A 15,933-nucleotide genomic window follows, 5' to 3' on the forward strand; every position below is an offset into this window, starting at 1 on the left:
AGAATCCAACGGCTTCTTCATCAAACGTATAGATCAGAAAGGGGCGCCACGATGGAACATCGCATTGAAACCGACAGTATGGGGGAAATTCAGGTACCCGCCGACAGATATTATGGAGCGCAAACGGCGCGATCCTTGATTCATTTCGATATCGGTATCGAAACCATGCCGAGGGAAATCATCAAGGCGATGGGTCAGTTGAAAAAAGCCTCCGCCGCCGTCAACGCCGACCTCGGTCTGCTCGAACCTGAAATCAACGACCTGATCGGGCAAGCCGCCGACGAAGTCATCGAAGGCAAACTCGACGACCATTTCCCCCTGCGCATCTGGCAGACCGGGAGCGGCACGCAAACCAATATGAACACCAACGAAGTGATCGCCAACCGCGGCATCGAAATCAGCGGCGGCGTCCTCGGCTCCAAAACGCCGATCCACCCCAACGATCACGTCAACAAGGGTCAGTCGTCCAACGACACCTTCCCCACCGCCATGCACCTGGCGGCGGTCGCGGAGATCAACGAACGACTGGTGCCCTCTGTCACCAGACTTCGCGGCGCCCTGCAACGCAAGTCCGACGAATTTTCCGAAATCATCAAGATCGGCAGAACGCATCTGATGGACGCCACGCCGCTCACGCTCGGGCAGGAATTCAGCGGCTATGTCACGCAATTGTCCAACGGGCTCGACCGTATCCTGTCTTGTCTGCCGCGCCTGAGCCAGATCGCCCTGGGCGGCACCGCCGTCGGCACCGGTTTGAACTCGCACCGCGAGTTCCCCAAACGCGTCGCCGCGAAATTGACCGAAATCACCGGATACAACATCACATCGGCTCCCAACAAATTTGAAGCGCTGGCGGCGCACGACGCCGTGGTCGAAACCAGCGGCATGCTCAAAACCCTGGCCTGCTCGCTCATGAAAATCGCCAACGACATCCGCCTGCTCGGCTCCGGCCCGCGTTGCGGTATCGGCGAACTCATCCTGCCCGCCAACGAACCGGGAAGCTCCATCATGCCCGGCAAGGTCAACCCCACGCAATGCGAAGCCATGACCATGGTCGCCGCGCAAGTCATCGGCAACGACGCCGCGATCTCGGTGGGCGGCTCCTCCGGTCATTTTGAGTTGAACGTCTTCAAACCGGTGATGATCTACAATCTGCTCCAGTCCATCCGATTGTTGGCCGACGCCTGTCGCTCTTTCGAGGAACATTGCGCCGTGGGCATTCAACCCAATCGCCCGGCGATAGAAGCGCATCTCAAAAACTCGCTCATGCTCGTCACCGCGCTCAACCCGCATATCGGTTACGACAACGCCGCCAAAGTGGCGAAGAAAGCCTATGAAGACCACTCCACTTTGAAGGAAGCCGCCGCTGAACTGGGATTGATTAAAGCCGAGGAATTCGACGAGAAGGTCCGACCTGAGAAAATGATCGGCCCCAATTGATCGACCCTGCGCCGAGCGCAGGACCTTCGCGCCACAGAATGCCGCAAACCTTAAATTGAAAGGGCTGTATGAAATTCCAATCGATCACCCGTTCTATCGCCGTCGCGCTTATCACCGTTATGATGACGCTGGGCGCTCTGCAATCGGCCCAGGCCCAGACTCAGAAGGAGAAGGACATCAAAATCCTTCTAAAAGTTTCCGGCATTCTCGATCAACTCGGCTATATGAAGGACAACCTCACCCGCTCCTTCGGTCAGACCATTTCCTTCGCCTACCCGCAGGCGCCCGACGCCTTCTGGGATGATTTCGAGAATGTCGTCTCGCAGGACTATATGGACGATCTGGTCAACCGCGTTGTCGTGGTCTACGACAAACACATGGAACACGAGGTCGTGCTCAAACTGATCGAGATGTTCCAGACCCCGTTCTGGGCGGAATGGCGCGAGAAAATGCCGACCATCAGCCGCGAAGCCGGAGCGGTGGGAAGCCAGTGGGCGCAGGAAGTCAGCCTGTCCGAAGGCTTCAACGCCAAAATAGATGAGCTCATCGGCAAGCACAAGCTCGAAGAGCTCAACCCCATCACGGAAACGGAAGAGGCCACCGAGAACCCGCACGGCGAACCGAACCCGCACTAGGCCGAGCGGCTGAAATTGATAAAGGCTGGCATCCCCACGGAGGATGCGTTACAGTGAAGTCCCTTCAAAACATTGTAAAAGGACGGCATCATGGCGGAATATCAACGACGTTTTTCACTCGATAAAGTCGAGATCGACCCGAAACTGCTCAACCGCATCCTGTCTGCAGACGGGGACGAGACGCTGGGATTCTGGGACGGCGAAAAAATCGAAGACCTGGAAGCGGAACTGGACCGCATCGAAGAACGCTATGATGTGAACTACAACAGCCTGCCGCACCAGAAAAATATCCCCGAAGAGTTCAAAGGCGCGGTCGAGAAAGATTATCCCGTCTGGGCCTGCGACAAAAAAGGCGACTGCCTCGTCGGCGACGGCGTCGAAATCCGCATCGAGTCTGCCGACACCGTGCGCGAGTTCTACACGAAAAATCACGGAGGCATCGAAGCCTTCGTAGAAAAACTACGAATCGAACGCCAGAAATTCATGGACAGCCTCGAAGGCCCCTCCTAACCAGCGTGCCGCTGGACCCTTAACGCTGTACTCTTTCTGCTAGCAATCCCGTTGGGCGCAATTCAAACGTCTCGGCTTTTATCTAACAGGCAAAGCCTGCCCGGCGATGCGCCGGAGCAGTAATGGCTCAACTCCCAAAGCTATCTATCCCGCTGGACGCAATTGAAACGCTACAGCTTTTATCAAGTGGACGTTGCTCGTCGGCTATTAATTCGCAGGCATAGCCTGCCCCCTCACCCAGCCCTCTCCCGCGAGGGGAGAGGGTTTTCAAATGTGATTCTCGATCTGTTATCTATACCGCCAAGCGAAATTGAATAGTTACGGCTCTCTTCCTGCGGGCGTAGCCCGCTCCTCTCCCTCAGGGAGAGGGCTAGGGTGAGGGTGGTTTGTTGCGAGCCGCCATTTTTCTAACGTTCAACTCTCACTGCCAGCAATAGAATGTGATGATAGAGGTCGTCATCGCGAGCGACTGACAAGGAGCGTGGCGATCCAGCGGCGTTGAACATTTCATTTACTTATTAAGAGGTTCATAGCAATACAAGACTGGCATTAGAAAATCCCTCTTCCCTTGCGGTCAGGCTCAACCTGACAAGGGGCTGCGTAACGCCAGCGCTACTGGGGGCTTGCGGGGCTTTCGATCTTTGACGGAGGAACAAAAAAATTTTAGGGCCGATGTGGGGTTTGGGGATTAGCGTGGGACCAACGTCCGGCGAATACTATACTTGTACAAGTTTACAAAACAATAACTGTTCGCTAATGACCATCGCGACATCATATCAATGGCCTTTAATTGCGCTCCAAACAGGATTGTAGTCATACTCTTGATAATCTTTTTCTAAATCTAACAGAGTATTTTCTTTTTCGATATCATTTTCGTTGGCAACTAAAAATGTTAAAAACAATTTATATTTTTTATATCTAAGTTTTAAATTTTCAAAATAGAAACTGGCTGTAGGTTCGCCAAAACTATTTTTTAAGATTGGCTGTTCAATTTTTTCAAATTCATCAAATGCTATATTATTTTTAGCATCAATTAGCTGTATGTTAATTATTGTTACTTTACCCGAGATATCTTGATTAGGCTTAAACCAGACCCCCAAGTCATAAGGTGAAGCCTCAATTGAATTGAATTTTTTTGATCTGTACTTTCCCCGAGCAAAGAGCTTTGCTGTTATTTGTCCAGTTTTATAATTTGCCTTAGCCGGTTTATAAACTTCCCTTTTGGCTTTGTGGGTGCAACCAAAGAAAAAGAATAACCCGATGCAGAATAAATAAATAGTGATCCTCTTATGCATATCGTTGTAACAGTTTTTTTCAACAATTAATCGAAATAATATCCCGCTTCCATCTCATCCCCGCCATAACTTTGCTCGATAAGATCTTCTTCGGGTGAAAAAGCATCTTCAAGCCATTTCATTCCAACGTCGAATGCATCGCCGACACGATCAAAGAATGACCGGGGATCATCGAGACCATTTCCGAAAACAACACTGGGAGCCACATCGGCGACAGCGTGCATTATGGGAGATTCTTCAGCAGAATAATAATTATATGTTCCCTTATTAACTGCGTCACTCACCAATTGAGCGTTAATGTCAAATACTGCCTCGCCATGCCCGTCGGGAGAAGTAAATACACGATTCCCTTCATTTCCTAATCCAATTTGATGGAAATATTCTTGGTCGTCATCTCGTTCATTCCAAGATTTAGACGCAGTAATAATATCAACCGAGGGATTATTCTCATTTCTTAAATAATGATCTACAATCCAATCCGCCAGTACAGCAAAATTCCCACTCGGATCGTTCGCATTGATCGGGTTGTTGTTGACGTAGGCGTAGAAGTTGATACCAGCGGCGAAGCCCATCGGGTCTTCGGTGAGGAAGCGGCCGACTTCGGGGTCGTAGTAGCGCGCTCTGTAATAGTATAAGCCCGTGGCGTAGTCGTTCTCGCGTCCCGTGTATTTTAGTCGATTGCGATGCGCGGTTCCAGTACTGCGCGTTTCGTTCTCGATCTCTCCAAAGGGGCCCCCAGCGTGACGCTGGACCCGTAAGGCTCAGCCTGTACTGCTAATCATACTGTTCAAACGCAATTGAAACGCATCGGCCCTATTCCTGCGGGTGAAACCCGCCCTCTCCCTAAGGGAGAGGGATCATTAATTGCTCAACTCACTCTGCTATCTATCCCGCTGAACGCAGTCGAAACACCTTCCAATGCCCCTTTACTCTGGTCGCAATGATGTGTGATGTTCCTGAGGCCGTCATGGCGAGTGACTGACAAGGAGAGCGGCGATCCAGCGGTGTTGAACGTTTCAGAAAGCCTCTGGATTGTTTCGTCGCGATGCTCCTCGCAATGACGTCACTTTTCCTATCACTACCTTTCCATGTTGCTATCAATCTCTCCAAGCGCAATTCTAAATTTGCTTGCCGTATCATCAATATTCTACAATAATAGGTGCATATGCATATAAACACTTAAAAGGATCAGGTCATGACCCGTTGGAATTTGAGCATTCCTGAAGAAACCGACCGCGCTGTTCGTTCTTTTCTGGCTCGTAGGGGCGGCAAGAAAGGCGATCTTTCAAAATTCGCCAATGATGCGGTGCGCAAAGAAATTCTGCGCCAAACGGTGATGGATATTCAGGAACAAAACGCCGACCTGAGCGAACAAGAAGCCGTCGATCTGGCGCAAGAAGCGGTGGCATGGACTCGTGCGCATCGTTCTTGACAGCAACATTCTGATCTCTGCGCTACTTTCCCCAAAAGGTCCGCCCGGTCAGCTTGTTCGACTTTGGCTTGAGGGTAAATTCGAACTCTTGACCTCCAAAGCTCAAATTGAGGATTTACGGCGTGTTTTCGACTATCCTAAAATACATTCGCGCATTTCTTCCGAACAGGCCGCAGATTTTCTAAACCATATCGATGCAATGGCTACGGTTCTGGACGGCCTGCCTCTTGTTGAACTGTCCCCGGACCCGGATGACAATGTTATTCTCGCAACAGCAATCAAAGCCAAAGCGGATTGCATCGTGAGCGGCGACCGATCCGATTTACTGTCATTGAAGGAGGCAGAGGGCATCCCTGTCATCACAGCTCGCCGCGCTTTGGATCGTTGTACAAGTCCGTAAGACTTCGCAGGCTTCATGGTCGCGTCCAAATTTCTCGCCATTTTAAAAGCCATTTGGCCTTTTCCCACAATTAAACTCCAATTTCCTCTTGCTAAATACTAAATATTTTGTAAAATATTCAGTATTCGTAATCATCTACCGATAAGGCAGGTATGAAACAGACTTTACACAGCGCAGACGAGATCAAGAAGCAGATCGTGGACCAGGCCTTCGAGCGCTTCGGTCGCTTCGGTTTCGGCAAGACCACCATGGCGGAGATCGCCGGGGATTGCGATATGTCTGCGGGCAACCTCTACCGTTACTTCAAGAGCAAGGAAGAGATCGGGGCGCAATGCGCGCGTACCTGCATGGGCGAAAAACTGGACCTTCTGCGCGACATCGTGCGTCGTCCGGGCATCACGGCGGCGGCGCGGCTAAAATGCTATGTGATTGAAATTCTTCATGCGATGAACGCGGCCTTTGCGGATCGTCCGTTGCAAATGGAGCTGGTCGATCATATCTCCGAGGCGCGCTGGGACATCGTTCTCGACTATCTGAACAAAGAGGCTTCCCTGCTGGCGGAAATTCTGGCGGAGGGCAACCGCACGGGCGAATTTGATATCGCCGATATCATGCAGACGGCAAAGCTGGTGCAGGCGGCTTGCATCAAGTTCACAACCCCGCGCTTTGTATCGGGTTTGCCTCTCGAACAGCTGGAACAGGAGGCGCGCGGCGTCATGGACCTCTTGCTGACGGGACTGAACAAACGATAAATTTTTTTGGGATATTAGTAAATATTATACAAAATATTTATTATTCCCAATCTTAAAGGACATCATTCATGGCTAAGGATTTGTATCAAGGCATCGTCGACCGACCCTGGAGGGTGATTCTTCTCGTGCTTCTGCTGGTCGGGCTGGCAGGCTCGGGCGGTCGCTTTCTGGATTTCTCCACCAACTACCGGGTCTTTTTCAGCGAGGACAACCCTCAGTTGAAGGCCTTCGACCGCCTGCAGAACACTTTCACCAAAAACGACAACGCGATGATCGCCATCGCCCCGAAAGACGGCAATGTGTTCACGCCCGAAACGCTGGCGCTGGTCGAAGAGGTCACCAAACAGGCCTGGCAGATTCCCTATTCCACGCGCGTCGACTCCATCAGCAATTTCCAGCACACCTGGGCGGACGGCGACGATCTGGTGGTCGAAGACCTGGTCTCCGGCGCCGCCGACTATAGCGAAGCCGATCTCAAGCGGGTGAAGGAAATCGCGCTCAACGAACCTTTGCTCCTGAACCGGCTCATCACCGAAAAAAGCGACGTGACGGCGATCAACGTCACCGTCAACCTGCCGGAAAAATCCCTTTCTGAAACGCCGGAGGTCATCGCCTTCGTGCGCGGCATGGCGGACGATATCCGCGCCAATCACCCGAATGTGGACGTTTACCTCACTGGCGTGGCCTTCATGAACAACGCCTTCGACGAGGCGGGGCAAGGGGATATGAAGACCCTGGCGCCGATCATGTATGTGTTGATCATTTTCATTCTGATCGCGTCGATCCGTTCCTTCTGGGGCACGCTGGGCACGGTTGTCATCATGAGCGCGTCGATCTTCACGGCGATGGGCCTGGCGGGCTGGATGGGCATATTGCTCACGCCGATTGCGGCCAACGCGCCGACCATCATACTGACTCTGGCGGTCGCCGACAGCGTGCATCTGCTCATCACCCTGTTTCATGAAATGCGCGCCGGACGTTCGCGCAAGGAGTCGATCGTTGAATCGCTTCGCGTGAACCATGCGCCGATCTTCATCACCAGCGTCACCACCGCCATCGGATTCCTCAGCCTGAACTTCAGCGACTCGCCGCCGTTTCGCGATCTGGGCAACATCGTGGCGATTGGCGTGATCGCCGCTTACGCCTTGTCGGTCACGCTTCTGCCCGCGATGATGTCGATCTTCCCGGCTCGCGCCAGACAACGCGCAGAGTCGAAGGCGCTGGTCATGGATCGCCTCGCCGATTTTGTCATCGCCAAGCGCAAACCGTTGTTCTGGGGCATTCTGATCGCCATCATTGCGATTTCATCGCAGACCACGCGCATCGAAATCGACGAGCGTTTCAATGAATACTTCGACCACCGCTACCAGTTCCGCGCCGACAACGATTTTGTGATCGAAAACCTCACCGGCTTTGAGTCCATCGAATATTCCCTCAGCGCGGGCGAGTCTGGCGGCATTGCAAACCCCGAGTACTTGAAAACGCTGGAGGCTTTTTCCGACTGGTACCGCCAGCAACCCAACGTGATGTATGTCGGAACGCTGACCGACGTGATGAAGCGCCTGAACAAGAACATGCACGGCGACGACCCGGCCTATTACAAATTGCCGGAAGAGCGTGATCTCGCCGCGCAGTATCTGCTCTTGTATGAATTGTCCCTGCCCTTCGGGCTGGACCTGAACAATCAGATCAATGTAGACAAGTCGTCCACGCGCCTCACCGCCGTCGTCAACAGCATTTCCACCGGCGAAGCGCTGGAACTGGAAGCGCGCGCTCAAGACTGGCTGGAAGAACACGGGCTGGAGAGCATGCGGTCGCATGGCGCCAGTCCGCTCATCATGTTCTCCCACATCGCTTTTCGCAATTCGCAGAGCATGTTGTGGGGCGTGGTGACGGCGCTCATCCTCATTTCCGGCGTGCTGGTCTTCGCATTGAGGAGTTTCAAATTCGGACTCATCAGCATCGTTCCCAATCTGGTTCCCATCTTCATCACCTTTGGCCTGTGGGGATTGGGATTTCAGCAGATCGGCCTTGCCATCTCCGTCGCCACGCCGGTGGCGATGGGCATCATCGTCGACGACACGGTGCATTTTCTCAGCAAATACCTGCGCGCCCGGCGCGAACAGGGCAAGTCGCCGCAAGACGCGGTGCGTTATTCCTTTCACACCGTCGGCACGGCGCTGTGGGTGACCTCACTCGCGCTCACCGCAGGCTTTCTGGCGCTGACTTTTTCCGGTTTCACCATGAACGTGCATCTGGGAATGCTGACTACGATTTCCATTGTGTCTGCGCTCGCCGCAGATTTTTTCTTTCTACCTGCATTATTAATCAAACTTGAGGAGACTCATCATGAACAAACTGCTTAAGACTTCCATCTTCACCGTATTGATGTTGAGCCTGGTCCCGGCCTTCGCTGTGGCAGACGACAAGGAAACCTGCAACAAGAACAAGGAAGAAGCGATGAGCCGCGTTCTTGAAGATCAGCAAAAGGAACAGAACGAAGACATCCAACAGCAGATCGCCGATATCGTGAGAGAAGACGCGATCCGCCCTGAACTGACTCAATAATCCATCCTGCGTATTCCGGCGCGCAAGCGTCGGAATGCGTTTGCTTTCTATAGAAAGGAGATCCGTATGACCTTTCGGATCATGACAATCGTAACCGCGCTGGCCCTCCTCCCGCTCGCCCCGGCCTTCGCCGAAAGCCCGGAAGAAAAGGGACTCGCCATCGCCGTCGAGGACGACCGCCGCGACAATGGTTTTGGCGATTACGTCGCCGATATGGTGATGACCCTGAAGAACAAACAGGGCGAGTCCAGCACGCGCCATATTCGCTCGCACAATCTGGAAGTGGAAAACGACGGCGACAAATCCCTCGTCGTCTTCGACCGACCGCGCGACGTGAAGGGCACCGCCCTGCTCAATTTCTCGCACAAGACCGGCGTGGACGACCAATGGCTCTTTCTACCTGCGCTAAAGCGAGTCAAGCGCATCAGCTCCGCCAACAAGTCCGGCTCCTTCATGGGAAGCGAGTTTGCTTACGAGGACGTGACCAGTCAGGAGGTTGAAAAATACACTTACAAATGGTTGCGCGATGAAACGCTCGAGGGCATGGACAGTTTCGTGATCGAACGCATTCCCGCTTACGAGCATTCGGGCTATTCGAGACAGGAGGTCTGGATCGATAAAAAGGAATATCGCCTGCTCAAGATCGACTACTACGACCGCAAGCAATCGCTACTTAAAACCCTCGTCTATTCCGGCTATAATCAGTATCTGGATCGTTTCTGGTACCCGGACAGGATGTATATGGAGAACCACCAGACGGGCAAGAACACTCTGCTGGAATGGTCCGATTATAAATTCGGCAACGGTTACACCGACCGCGATTTTGACAAGAACTCGCTCAAGCGCGCGCGCTGACAGTCAGCGTGGCGCATGCAGATACCTATGAAAGTTTTTCAAAGATACGCTTCATGCCTCGCCCTCGTGGCGACGCTGTTATTCAATACACCCGCGTCGGCGCATGAGTTGACCGGCTACCTGCTCGCCGAAGGCCGGGTTTTCGCCGATTCCGCCATACACGAAGGCCAGCGCGATCATTCCGCCTCCTTCGCGGTTCAACCGGAGTATTATCACGAGTTCGAGTCCGGTAGCAGTTTCACCTTCGTGCCCTTCTACCGCTGGGACGCGGTCGATCCCAATCGCTCGCATTTCGATCTGCGCGAATTGACCGGGCTGTACCTCGCCGACGATTACGAACTGCGTTTCGGCGTGCGCAAGGTCTTCTGGGGCGCCACGGAATTTCTGCACCTCGTCGATATCGTCAACCAGACCGATCTCGTTGAAAACGTGGACACCGAAGACAAGCTCGGTCAGCCGATGCTCAATCTCTCCGTCGCCCGCGACTGGGGCGTCTTCGACGTATTCGTTCTGCCCTATTTTCGCGAACGCACCTTCACCGGTACGCGCGGGCGCCTGCGCGGTCAGGTACCCATCGACGACCGGCAGACCCGCTATGAGAGCGCGGCGGAGCAATGGCACACCGATTTCGCCTTTCGCTACACGCAAACCTTTGACGATCTCGACATCGGCCTCTCGCATTTCACCGGAACCGGACGCGACCCGATCCTGATCGACGGTCGCGACGACGGCGGCGCTCCGGTCAAAATTCCTCTTTATCCGCAAATCAACCAGACCAGCCTCGACGGAACCTATGTCCACGGCGAATGGCTGTGGAAAAGCGAAGCCCTGTTCCGCGCCGGACAGGGAGACGACTATTTCGCATGGACCGGCGGCTTTGAATACACCTTCACCGGATTCCTGGGAAGCCGCGCCGATCTCGGCGTATTAATGGAAGGCATGTACGACGATCGCGGCGATCTCGCCTCCACCCCCTTCAATCACGATATCGCCCTCGGCCTGCGCCTCGCCCTCAACGACCTGCCCTCCACCGAACTGCTCGCCGGATTCGTGCAGGACGCGCATTCGGATGCCCGCAACCTCTTTCTCGAAGCCGAGCGCCGGATCGGCGAGCGATGGAAACTTAGTCTTGAAATTCGCGCCGATTTCGGTCAATCTGAAGGGGATTTCCTGTTCGAACAACGCGCCGATGATTTCGGCCAGTTGGAGCTCTTCTATTATTTTTAACCCTTCTGCCAAGGCGGGCCACATGAGCTATACAGGTAGAGCGTTATCGCTTATTTTATTCTCTTGGTTTTGTATCTTCCCCAGTCTCGCCAGCGCGCAAGACAACAGCGACTTCAATGAATTAATCCAAGTCAAGCGCCAGCTGGAGACGCAACACGGCGTCAAAAGTCTGGAATGCTACCCCTTTCTCCATGATATCGGATTCGACAAGGATCAAGCCGTCCTCATCTCGCGATGCCTGACCGGCGCGCGCACCTTGCTGATGGTATTGCCGCAGGTCGAACAACCGGCTTACCACACTCTCGGCGTCGGCTTTCAATACCTTAAAACCGGGGGATTCCAGACCGCCATCCTTCCCTGGAACGCCAGCGCTGAGGAAATGGTCAATTACCTCAACGACCGCCTGTCGCTCGATGAACGCAACGCCTATCTCGACCGCGTCAGCCAGGTCAAACGCGGCATCATACAACGCACTCTCGTGCCCGACATGTTCTGCAAGCAGAGCATCTCTAACGAAAACTGTCTCAAGGGATACGAAAGTTTATTGCTGGCCACGCAGTTGACCGAACTCAAGCGGCTCAAATGGAGGAGCATCGCCATCACCCCGCCGGGTGAGAAATTGCAGGACGCCTACGCTCTGGCCCTGGCCTACGACCTGACTCCGGCGGAGATGCGCAAACTCATTCAGGAAGACTTGCACGATAACTGGACCGACCGCAGACGCACCTACGAAGCCATCGACGAACATTTCGGCGAAAGCCTGCAACGCGGACTCGGCGTCGCCAACTTCTTCTGCCGACCCGAAATCAGCGAAAGCGACTGCCTGATGGCGGCATCGAATCTCGCCAAAGCCGGAGAAAATGAAACATTACGTTCGCAATTCTGGGGCCAGGTGCAAGTCGAAGAGTACAACACCCTGCTTCGCGGCGATTTCGACGTGACCCTGCGCTACGACCTGAAGCCGGAACAAATCATCTCCGCATTCGAGCATCGCCTGACACGCGCGCAAACGCACAAGAACAACACCCTGGCGCAGAAGCTCGAAGGCTTCACCAAGAACAACACCGCGCGACTGCGCGCCGTTTGCGATCTGGAGGGGCTGTCCTCCGCCCTGTGCGTGAACGGGATGGAAAATTTCATTCGCTTCGTGAAGACCCACCGCGACTTTCAGGCGGACCCGCGCTGGAACGAAATCATGTTTGTGGATGGGAAACAATTGTACCGCGTCAACTTCGCCCTCAACTCGTCGATGCGACAGACCTACATCTACATCGACGCAACTTCGGGTTACGAAGAATTTGAACGCGCTTTATTGAAATTTGGAAAGACCGCCCAGCAGATGGGCGGTTGAATCACTCCGCGGCGATCTTCGCCCCGGCGCGCACTTCGTCAGGCAGGAGATAGTGTCGCGTGTCGTACTCCACAGTCGTCAACACCACCTGCCGCGCCAGTCGCGTGCGAGGGTTGATAACCAGCGGAGCCAGAAAATTGCCCGTCATGTCCGTGTAAGCGTCCGGCACCGTCACGATGATCAGAACGCTGATCTCGTCCGCCCCATCCTTATCCACCTGCCGCTCCTCTTCAAGCGAAAGCGACCAACGGTAGTCCGGCATGAAAGCGTAAGGGTCCGTCACCACAAAAGCCAGACCCGGCGTGGTCAGCGACTGCAACCATTGCAGGGGACAGTCGATATTGGGATCGAAGGGAACCAGCACAAACCTCTGTTCGCGCTCGAAGCCGTAAATACCCACGGGAAATTCCAGAACATCTTCTTCGTCAAATTCTATGAGTCCAAAGCGGACCGTTTCGAATTGCATGGAGTTTATCTCTTTTTAATCAATTGGGAGATCTGTCCCAGATCGAATTTCCGGGACGACGCGGCAGATTCATTTTCCTGCCTGATTTTAATGAAAACCTCTTCGCGGTAGATTTTGGTCTCTTTCGGAGCCTCAATGCCCAGACGAATGTTTTTACCCTTTACTTCTATAACGGTAATTTTGATATCTTCATTAATTTTTATACTCTCGCCAACTTTTCGGGTGAGCACCAGCATAAGAAAGACCGGGAAAGGTAAGAACCGCTCACGGCGCACAGGACGCCGGAAAGTGAATAAAAGCAATGGAATTATAGCAGATAAGCGCGGAAAACCCTAAAATTTAAGCGCTTTCGCCAATCCCGTGATATCAATTGACAGACAGGCTCTAAATGTGTTAATTTTCGCAACTTGTTTATAGAGAAGTATTTCCGACCCATTCCCGCAGACAACGCGGCGCCCCGGACGGAATCCAAGCAAGACACCGATACGGGAAGGTAGCTCAGTCGGTAGAGCAGAGGACTGAAAATCCTCGTGTCGGGGGTTCGATTCCCTCCCTTCCCACTCCCTTGCAGGGAGGGCCTAGAGCCGCAAGCCGTTACACCTTTCGTTTTTCCCTATTAGCTTCGTTAGCCACAACCACCCCATAGCAACATCTACGTGACCGGAACAATTGCGCCTAAAACACTTTTCTGGCTTTTCGTGTTCAGCCCAAGTCTCCTGTCACAAACCGCCCCCTCACCCTGACCCTCTCCCCTCGCTGGCAGGATTAACCTGACAAGGAATGGGTGAAAAGCGGGCAACGCTCGAGGAAAATAGTCGACAAGTTTTGATTGCGTTCTGAGAGATGAATAGCAGTACAAGTTCAGCATTACGTCTCCGGCCACGGGCCGGGATTCGTCTTGCCAAATACGACGATTGACTCCGCCCCCTTCCCTGTAGTTTAATCAGCTTCTAATCAATTCCAATGGCTTAGCGGAACGATGAAAGAAGCGACAGCTCGAGTTAAAATCAATAAATTGCTTGAGGCCGCGGGTTGGCGTTTCTTCGCGGAAGGCAATTCTCCCGCGAACATTCAGCTGGAACCCAGTCTTTCAATCAAAAGAAACGATCTCGATGCTTTCTGTGAAAATTCTGAGAAGATCAGTAAAGGCTTCATCGATTTTCTGCTACTCGACTCCAAAGGTTTCCCCATGATCGTTTTGGAAGCCAAGTCCGAAAACAAGAATCCGCTAATGGGCAAAGAACAGGCCCGCGACTATGCAAAATCTCATAAGCGCCGATTTGTAATTCTTTCAAACGGTAATCTGCATTATTTCTGGGATCTCGAACACGGCACCCCCTCTGCCATAACCACACCTTCAAAATCTTTAGCCTGCAAATGGATAATATTAAAGAATGATACTGGACAATCTATAGGAGACTAGGTTATGCCTCAACTGATATTGATCCTTTTTATCCTTGGCTTTATGTATACCAATGGGCAAAGCGTTTCTCAGGATGACAAAGAAGCTGTTACGTGGTTTGGAAAAATAGCTGGACAGGGAGAGGCTTTTGTCCAATACACACTAGGCGTGATGTATTACAAAGGACAATTCGTTGCTCAAGATGACAGAGAAGCTGTCAAGTGGTTTCGTAAAGCCGCTGAACAGGGGCATGCCCAAGCCCAAACAGACCTTGGGTGGAGTTATTTAGATGGGCAAGGCGTTGCTCAGGATGACAAAGAAGCTGTTAAATGGTTTCGCAAAGCCGCTGAACAGGGACATGCCCCAGCCCAATCAAGGCTTGGGTGGAGTTATTTAGATGGGCAAGGCGTTGCTCAGGATGACAAAGAAGCTGTTAAATGGTTTCGCAAAGCCGCTGAACAGGAATATGCCCCAGCCCAATTCAAACTTGGCCTGATATATGCCAATGGACAAGGTGTTGCTCAAGATGACAGAGAAGCTGTCGCGTGGTTTCGCAAAGCCGCTGAACAGAAAATTGTATTAGCTCAATTCCAACTTGGCTTGATGTATGCCAATGGACAAGGCGTTGCCCAAGATTTGATCCAGGCCCATAAGTTTTCTAATATCGCAGGGGCTAACGGAAATAATCTGGGAAGAATTAACAAGGACGTTCTCGAATTGAAAATGACTCCAGATCAAATAGCCGAAGCGAAAAAATTAGCAAGGGAGTGGATGGAAACTCACAAATAAATGGGCTTCTACCGCATCAATGTAGAGAAGCAAACGGCGACTTCAACCAATAGCACAACTAGCTTCGTTAGCCACAACCACCCCATAACAATTCCTTCGTGACCGGAACGGTCCTCTTCGTTAGAGGGGCGCAGATTGCATCTGCTGGCCTAGAGCTGATAGCCCTTACCCCTTCCGCAAATCTCCCCTAGCTTCGTTTCCCGTTACTCCCAGCGCACAACCCCAATTACCAGACCCTAACGCTCTAATTGCGCCTTGAAATGCCAATAACAGAAAAACCTTAAGCCTCGGGAAAGAGGAATCATCATTCCCCCTCACCCTAACCCTCTCCCGCGAGGGGAGAGGGACGGACTACGTCCGCTGGATGATAACCAAAACTGTTAAATTGTACCCAACGGGATTAATGGCTGTGTGAGTGGAAAGCTTGAATTGCGCCCTGAGATATTGCTATTAAAGGTGAGTCGAGCATATGAAAACCCTCTCCCCCGGGTGGGAGAGGGGAAACTGTACAAACAAGCCTAATGCCATTCAATTGCGCCTTGAGACATTGCAATTAAAGTAGAATTGAGCGCTAGAAAACCCTCTCCCCTCGCTGGCAGGATTAACCTGACAAGGAATGGGTGAAAAGCGGGCAACGCCCGAGGAAAATAGTCGACAAGTTTTGATTGCGTTCTGAGAGATTAATAGCGCAAAAAGTCGAGCGCTTGAAAACCCTCTCCCCTCGCGGACAGGCTTAGCCCGACGAGGGCTGGGTGAGGAGGGCGGGCAACACCCGTTGAGTATAAGGCGGTGGGTTTTGATTGCGCTTGAA

Annotated in this window: 17 protein-coding genes and 1 tRNA gene; 14 read left to right on the forward strand and 4 right to left on the reverse strand. The window is 52.7% G+C overall.

What is annotated here, in order from left to right; all coding sequences use genetic code 11:
* Positions 1-51: 51 nt before the first annotated feature.
* The 3 genes from fumC (at position 52) to G3M78_03595 (ending at position 2,585) form a co-directional block, all read left to right on the forward strand.
* Complete coding sequence (gene fumC / locus G3M78_03585; protein QPJ64527.1) at positions 52-1,440, forward strand: class II fumarate hydratase; 1,389 nt, start codon at positions 52-54, stop codon at positions 1,438-1,440.
* A 68-nt stretch (positions 1,441-1,508) separates the two neighbouring features.
* The gene (locus G3M78_03590) at positions 1,509-2,075 is read left to right on the forward strand and encodes a DUF2059 domain-containing protein (protein QPJ64528.1); all 567 of its coding nucleotides are present in this window, start codon (positions 1,509-1,511) and stop codon (positions 2,073-2,075) included.
* 90 nt (positions 2,076-2,165) lie between these two features.
* Complete coding sequence (locus tag G3M78_03595) at positions 2,166-2,585, forward strand: hypothetical protein (protein QPJ64529.1); 420 nt, start codon at positions 2,166-2,168, stop codon at positions 2,583-2,585.
* Positions 2,586-3,361: 776 nt separating this feature from the next.
* On the opposite strand, the gene G3M78_03600 is transcribed toward G3M78_03595, so the two are convergent.
* Together G3M78_03600 and G3M78_03605 are read right to left on the reverse strand one after the other, a co-directional pair.
* Positions 3,362-3,880, reverse strand: a complete 519-nt coding sequence (locus G3M78_03600; GenBank protein QPJ64530.1) for a hypothetical protein — start codon at positions 3,878-3,880, stop codon at positions 3,362-3,364.
* A 26-nt stretch (positions 3,881-3,906) separates the two neighbouring features.
* Positions 3,907-4,599 carry an RHS repeat-associated core domain-containing protein gene (locus tag G3M78_03605; protein ID QPJ66754.1) on the reverse strand — a complete coding sequence of 231 codons (693 nt, stop codon included), beginning with the start codon at positions 4,597-4,599 and terminating at the stop codon, positions 3,907-3,909.
* Positions 4,600-5,075: 476 nt separating this feature from the next.
* Here G3M78_03605 and G3M78_03610 point away from each other — a divergent pair, with 476 nt between their 5' ends.
* From G3M78_03610 to G3M78_03645, 8 genes are all read left to right on the forward strand, one after another.
* Positions 5,076-5,312, forward strand: coding sequence for a methionine repressor-like protein (locus G3M78_03610; GenBank protein ID QPJ64531.1), 237 nt, complete (start codon positions 5,076-5,078; stop codon positions 5,310-5,312).
* A complete protein-coding gene (locus G3M78_03615) occupies positions 5,266-5,712 on the forward strand; it encodes a putative toxin-antitoxin system toxin component, PIN family (GenBank protein QPJ66755.1) in 447 nt (148 codons plus the stop codon). Before G3M78_03610 ends, G3M78_03615 begins: the two co-directional genes overlap by 47 nt.
* A gap of 152 nt (positions 5,713-5,864) precedes the next feature.
* A complete protein-coding gene (locus tag G3M78_03620) occupies positions 5,865-6,464 on the forward strand; it encodes a TetR/AcrR family transcriptional regulator (protein QPJ64532.1) in 600 nt (199 codons plus the stop codon).
* A 68-nt stretch (positions 6,465-6,532) separates the two neighbouring features.
* Positions 6,533-8,830 carry an MMPL family transporter gene (locus G3M78_03625; protein QPJ64533.1) on the forward strand — a complete coding sequence of 766 codons (2,298 nt, stop codon included), beginning with the start codon at positions 6,533-6,535 and terminating at the stop codon, positions 8,828-8,830.
* Positions 8,814-9,032, forward strand: coding sequence for a hypothetical protein (locus G3M78_03630; GenBank protein ID QPJ64534.1), 219 nt, complete (start codon positions 8,814-8,816; stop codon positions 9,030-9,032). Before G3M78_03625 ends, G3M78_03630 begins: the two co-directional genes overlap by 17 nt.
* Positions 9,033-9,110: 78 nt before the next feature.
* The gene (locus G3M78_03635) at positions 9,111-9,887 is read left to right on the forward strand and encodes an outer membrane lipoprotein-sorting protein (GenBank protein ID QPJ66756.1); all 777 of its coding nucleotides are present in this window, start codon (positions 9,111-9,113) and stop codon (positions 9,885-9,887) included.
* Between the two features lie 27 nt (positions 9,888-9,914).
* Positions 9,915-11,114, forward strand: coding sequence for a hypothetical protein (locus tag G3M78_03640; GenBank protein ID QPJ64535.1), 1,200 nt, complete (start codon positions 9,915-9,917; stop codon positions 11,112-11,114).
* Positions 11,115-11,136: 22 nt separating this feature from the next.
* Entirely contained in the window at positions 11,137-12,465 is a 1,329-nt protein-coding gene (locus G3M78_03645) for a hypothetical protein (protein ID QPJ64536.1), read from the forward strand.
* A gap of 1 nt (position 12,466) precedes the next feature.
* Here G3M78_03645 and G3M78_03650 read toward each other — a convergent pair whose 3' ends face one another.
* Positions 12,467-12,931 carry a flagellar assembly protein FliW gene (locus G3M78_03650; GenBank protein ID QPJ64537.1) on the reverse strand — a complete coding sequence of 155 codons (465 nt, stop codon included), beginning with the start codon at positions 12,929-12,931 and terminating at the stop codon, positions 12,467-12,469.
* Positions 12,932-12,936: 5 nt separating this feature from the next.
* Complete coding sequence (gene csrA, locus G3M78_03655) at positions 12,937-13,167, reverse strand: carbon storage regulator CsrA (protein ID QPJ66757.1); 231 nt, start codon at positions 13,165-13,167, stop codon at positions 12,937-12,939.
* 251 nt (positions 13,168-13,418) lie between these two features.
* Between csrA and G3M78_03660 the strand changes: the two genes are divergently transcribed.
* The 3 genes from G3M78_03660 (at position 13,419) to G3M78_03670 (ending at position 15,122) form a co-directional block, all read left to right on the forward strand.
* Positions 13,419-13,491 (forward strand) — tRNA-Phe (locus tag G3M78_03660).
* A 419-nt stretch (positions 13,492-13,910) separates the two neighbouring features.
* On the forward strand, positions 13,911-14,354 hold the full coding sequence (locus G3M78_03665) for a hypothetical protein (GenBank protein ID QPJ64538.1): 444 nt from the start codon (positions 13,911-13,913) through the stop codon (positions 14,352-14,354).
* A 3-nt stretch (positions 14,355-14,357) separates the two neighbouring features.
* The gene (locus tag G3M78_03670) at positions 14,358-15,122 is read left to right on the forward strand and encodes a sel1 repeat family protein (protein ID QPJ64539.1); all 765 of its coding nucleotides are present in this window, start codon (positions 14,358-14,360) and stop codon (positions 15,120-15,122) included.
* Positions 15,123-15,933 lie beyond the last annotated feature (811 nt).

The sequence above is a fragment of the Candidatus Nitrohelix vancouverensis genome (genome assembly GCA_015698305.1).
GTDB classification, from domain to species: domain Bacteria; phylum Nitrospinota; class Nitrospinia; order Nitrospinales; family VA-1; genus Nitrohelix; species Nitrohelix vancouverensis.

Excerpts from the sequence above, each read along its gene's own strand:
- fumC (QPJ64527.1), top strand. The coding sequence starts at position 52 with ATGGAACATCGCATTGAAACCGACAGTATGGGGGAAATTCAGGTACCC.
- G3M78_03590 (QPJ64528.1), top strand. The coding sequence starts at position 1,509 with ATGAAATTCCAATCGATCACCCGTTCTATCGCCGTCGCGCTTATCACC.
- G3M78_03595 (QPJ64529.1), top strand. The coding sequence starts at position 2,166 with ATGGCGGAATATCAACGACGTTTTTCACTCGATAAAGTCGAGATCGAC.
- G3M78_03600 (QPJ64530.1), bottom strand. The coding sequence starts at position 3,880 with ATGCATAAGAGGATCACTATTTATTTATTCTGCATCGGGTTATTCTTT.
- G3M78_03610 (QPJ64531.1), top strand. The coding sequence starts at position 5,076 with ATGACCCGTTGGAATTTGAGCATTCCTGAAGAAACCGACCGCGCTGTT.
- G3M78_03620 (QPJ64532.1), top strand. The coding sequence starts at position 5,865 with ATGAAACAGACTTTACACAGCGCAGACGAGATCAAGAAGCAGATCGTG.
- G3M78_03625 (QPJ64533.1), top strand. The coding sequence starts at position 6,533 with ATGGCTAAGGATTTGTATCAAGGCATCGTCGACCGACCCTGGAGGGTG.
- G3M78_03630 (QPJ64534.1), top strand. The coding sequence starts at position 8,814 with ATGAACAAACTGCTTAAGACTTCCATCTTCACCGTATTGATGTTGAGC.
- G3M78_03640 (QPJ64535.1), top strand. The coding sequence starts at position 9,915 with ATGAAAGTTTTTCAAAGATACGCTTCATGCCTCGCCCTCGTGGCGACG.
- G3M78_03645 (QPJ64536.1), top strand. The coding sequence starts at position 11,137 with ATGAGCTATACAGGTAGAGCGTTATCGCTTATTTTATTCTCTTGGTTT.
- G3M78_03650 (QPJ64537.1), bottom strand. The coding sequence starts at position 12,931 with ATGCAATTCGAAACGGTCCGCTTTGGACTCATAGAATTTGACGAAGAA.
- csrA (QPJ66757.1), bottom strand. The coding sequence starts at position 13,167 with ATGCTGGTGCTCACCCGAAAAGTTGGCGAGAGTATAAAAATTAATGAA.
- G3M78_03665 (QPJ64538.1), top strand. The coding sequence starts at position 13,911 with ATGAAAGAAGCGACAGCTCGAGTTAAAATCAATAAATTGCTTGAGGCC.
- G3M78_03670 (QPJ64539.1), top strand. The coding sequence starts at position 14,358 with ATGCCTCAACTGATATTGATCCTTTTTATCCTTGGCTTTATGTATACC.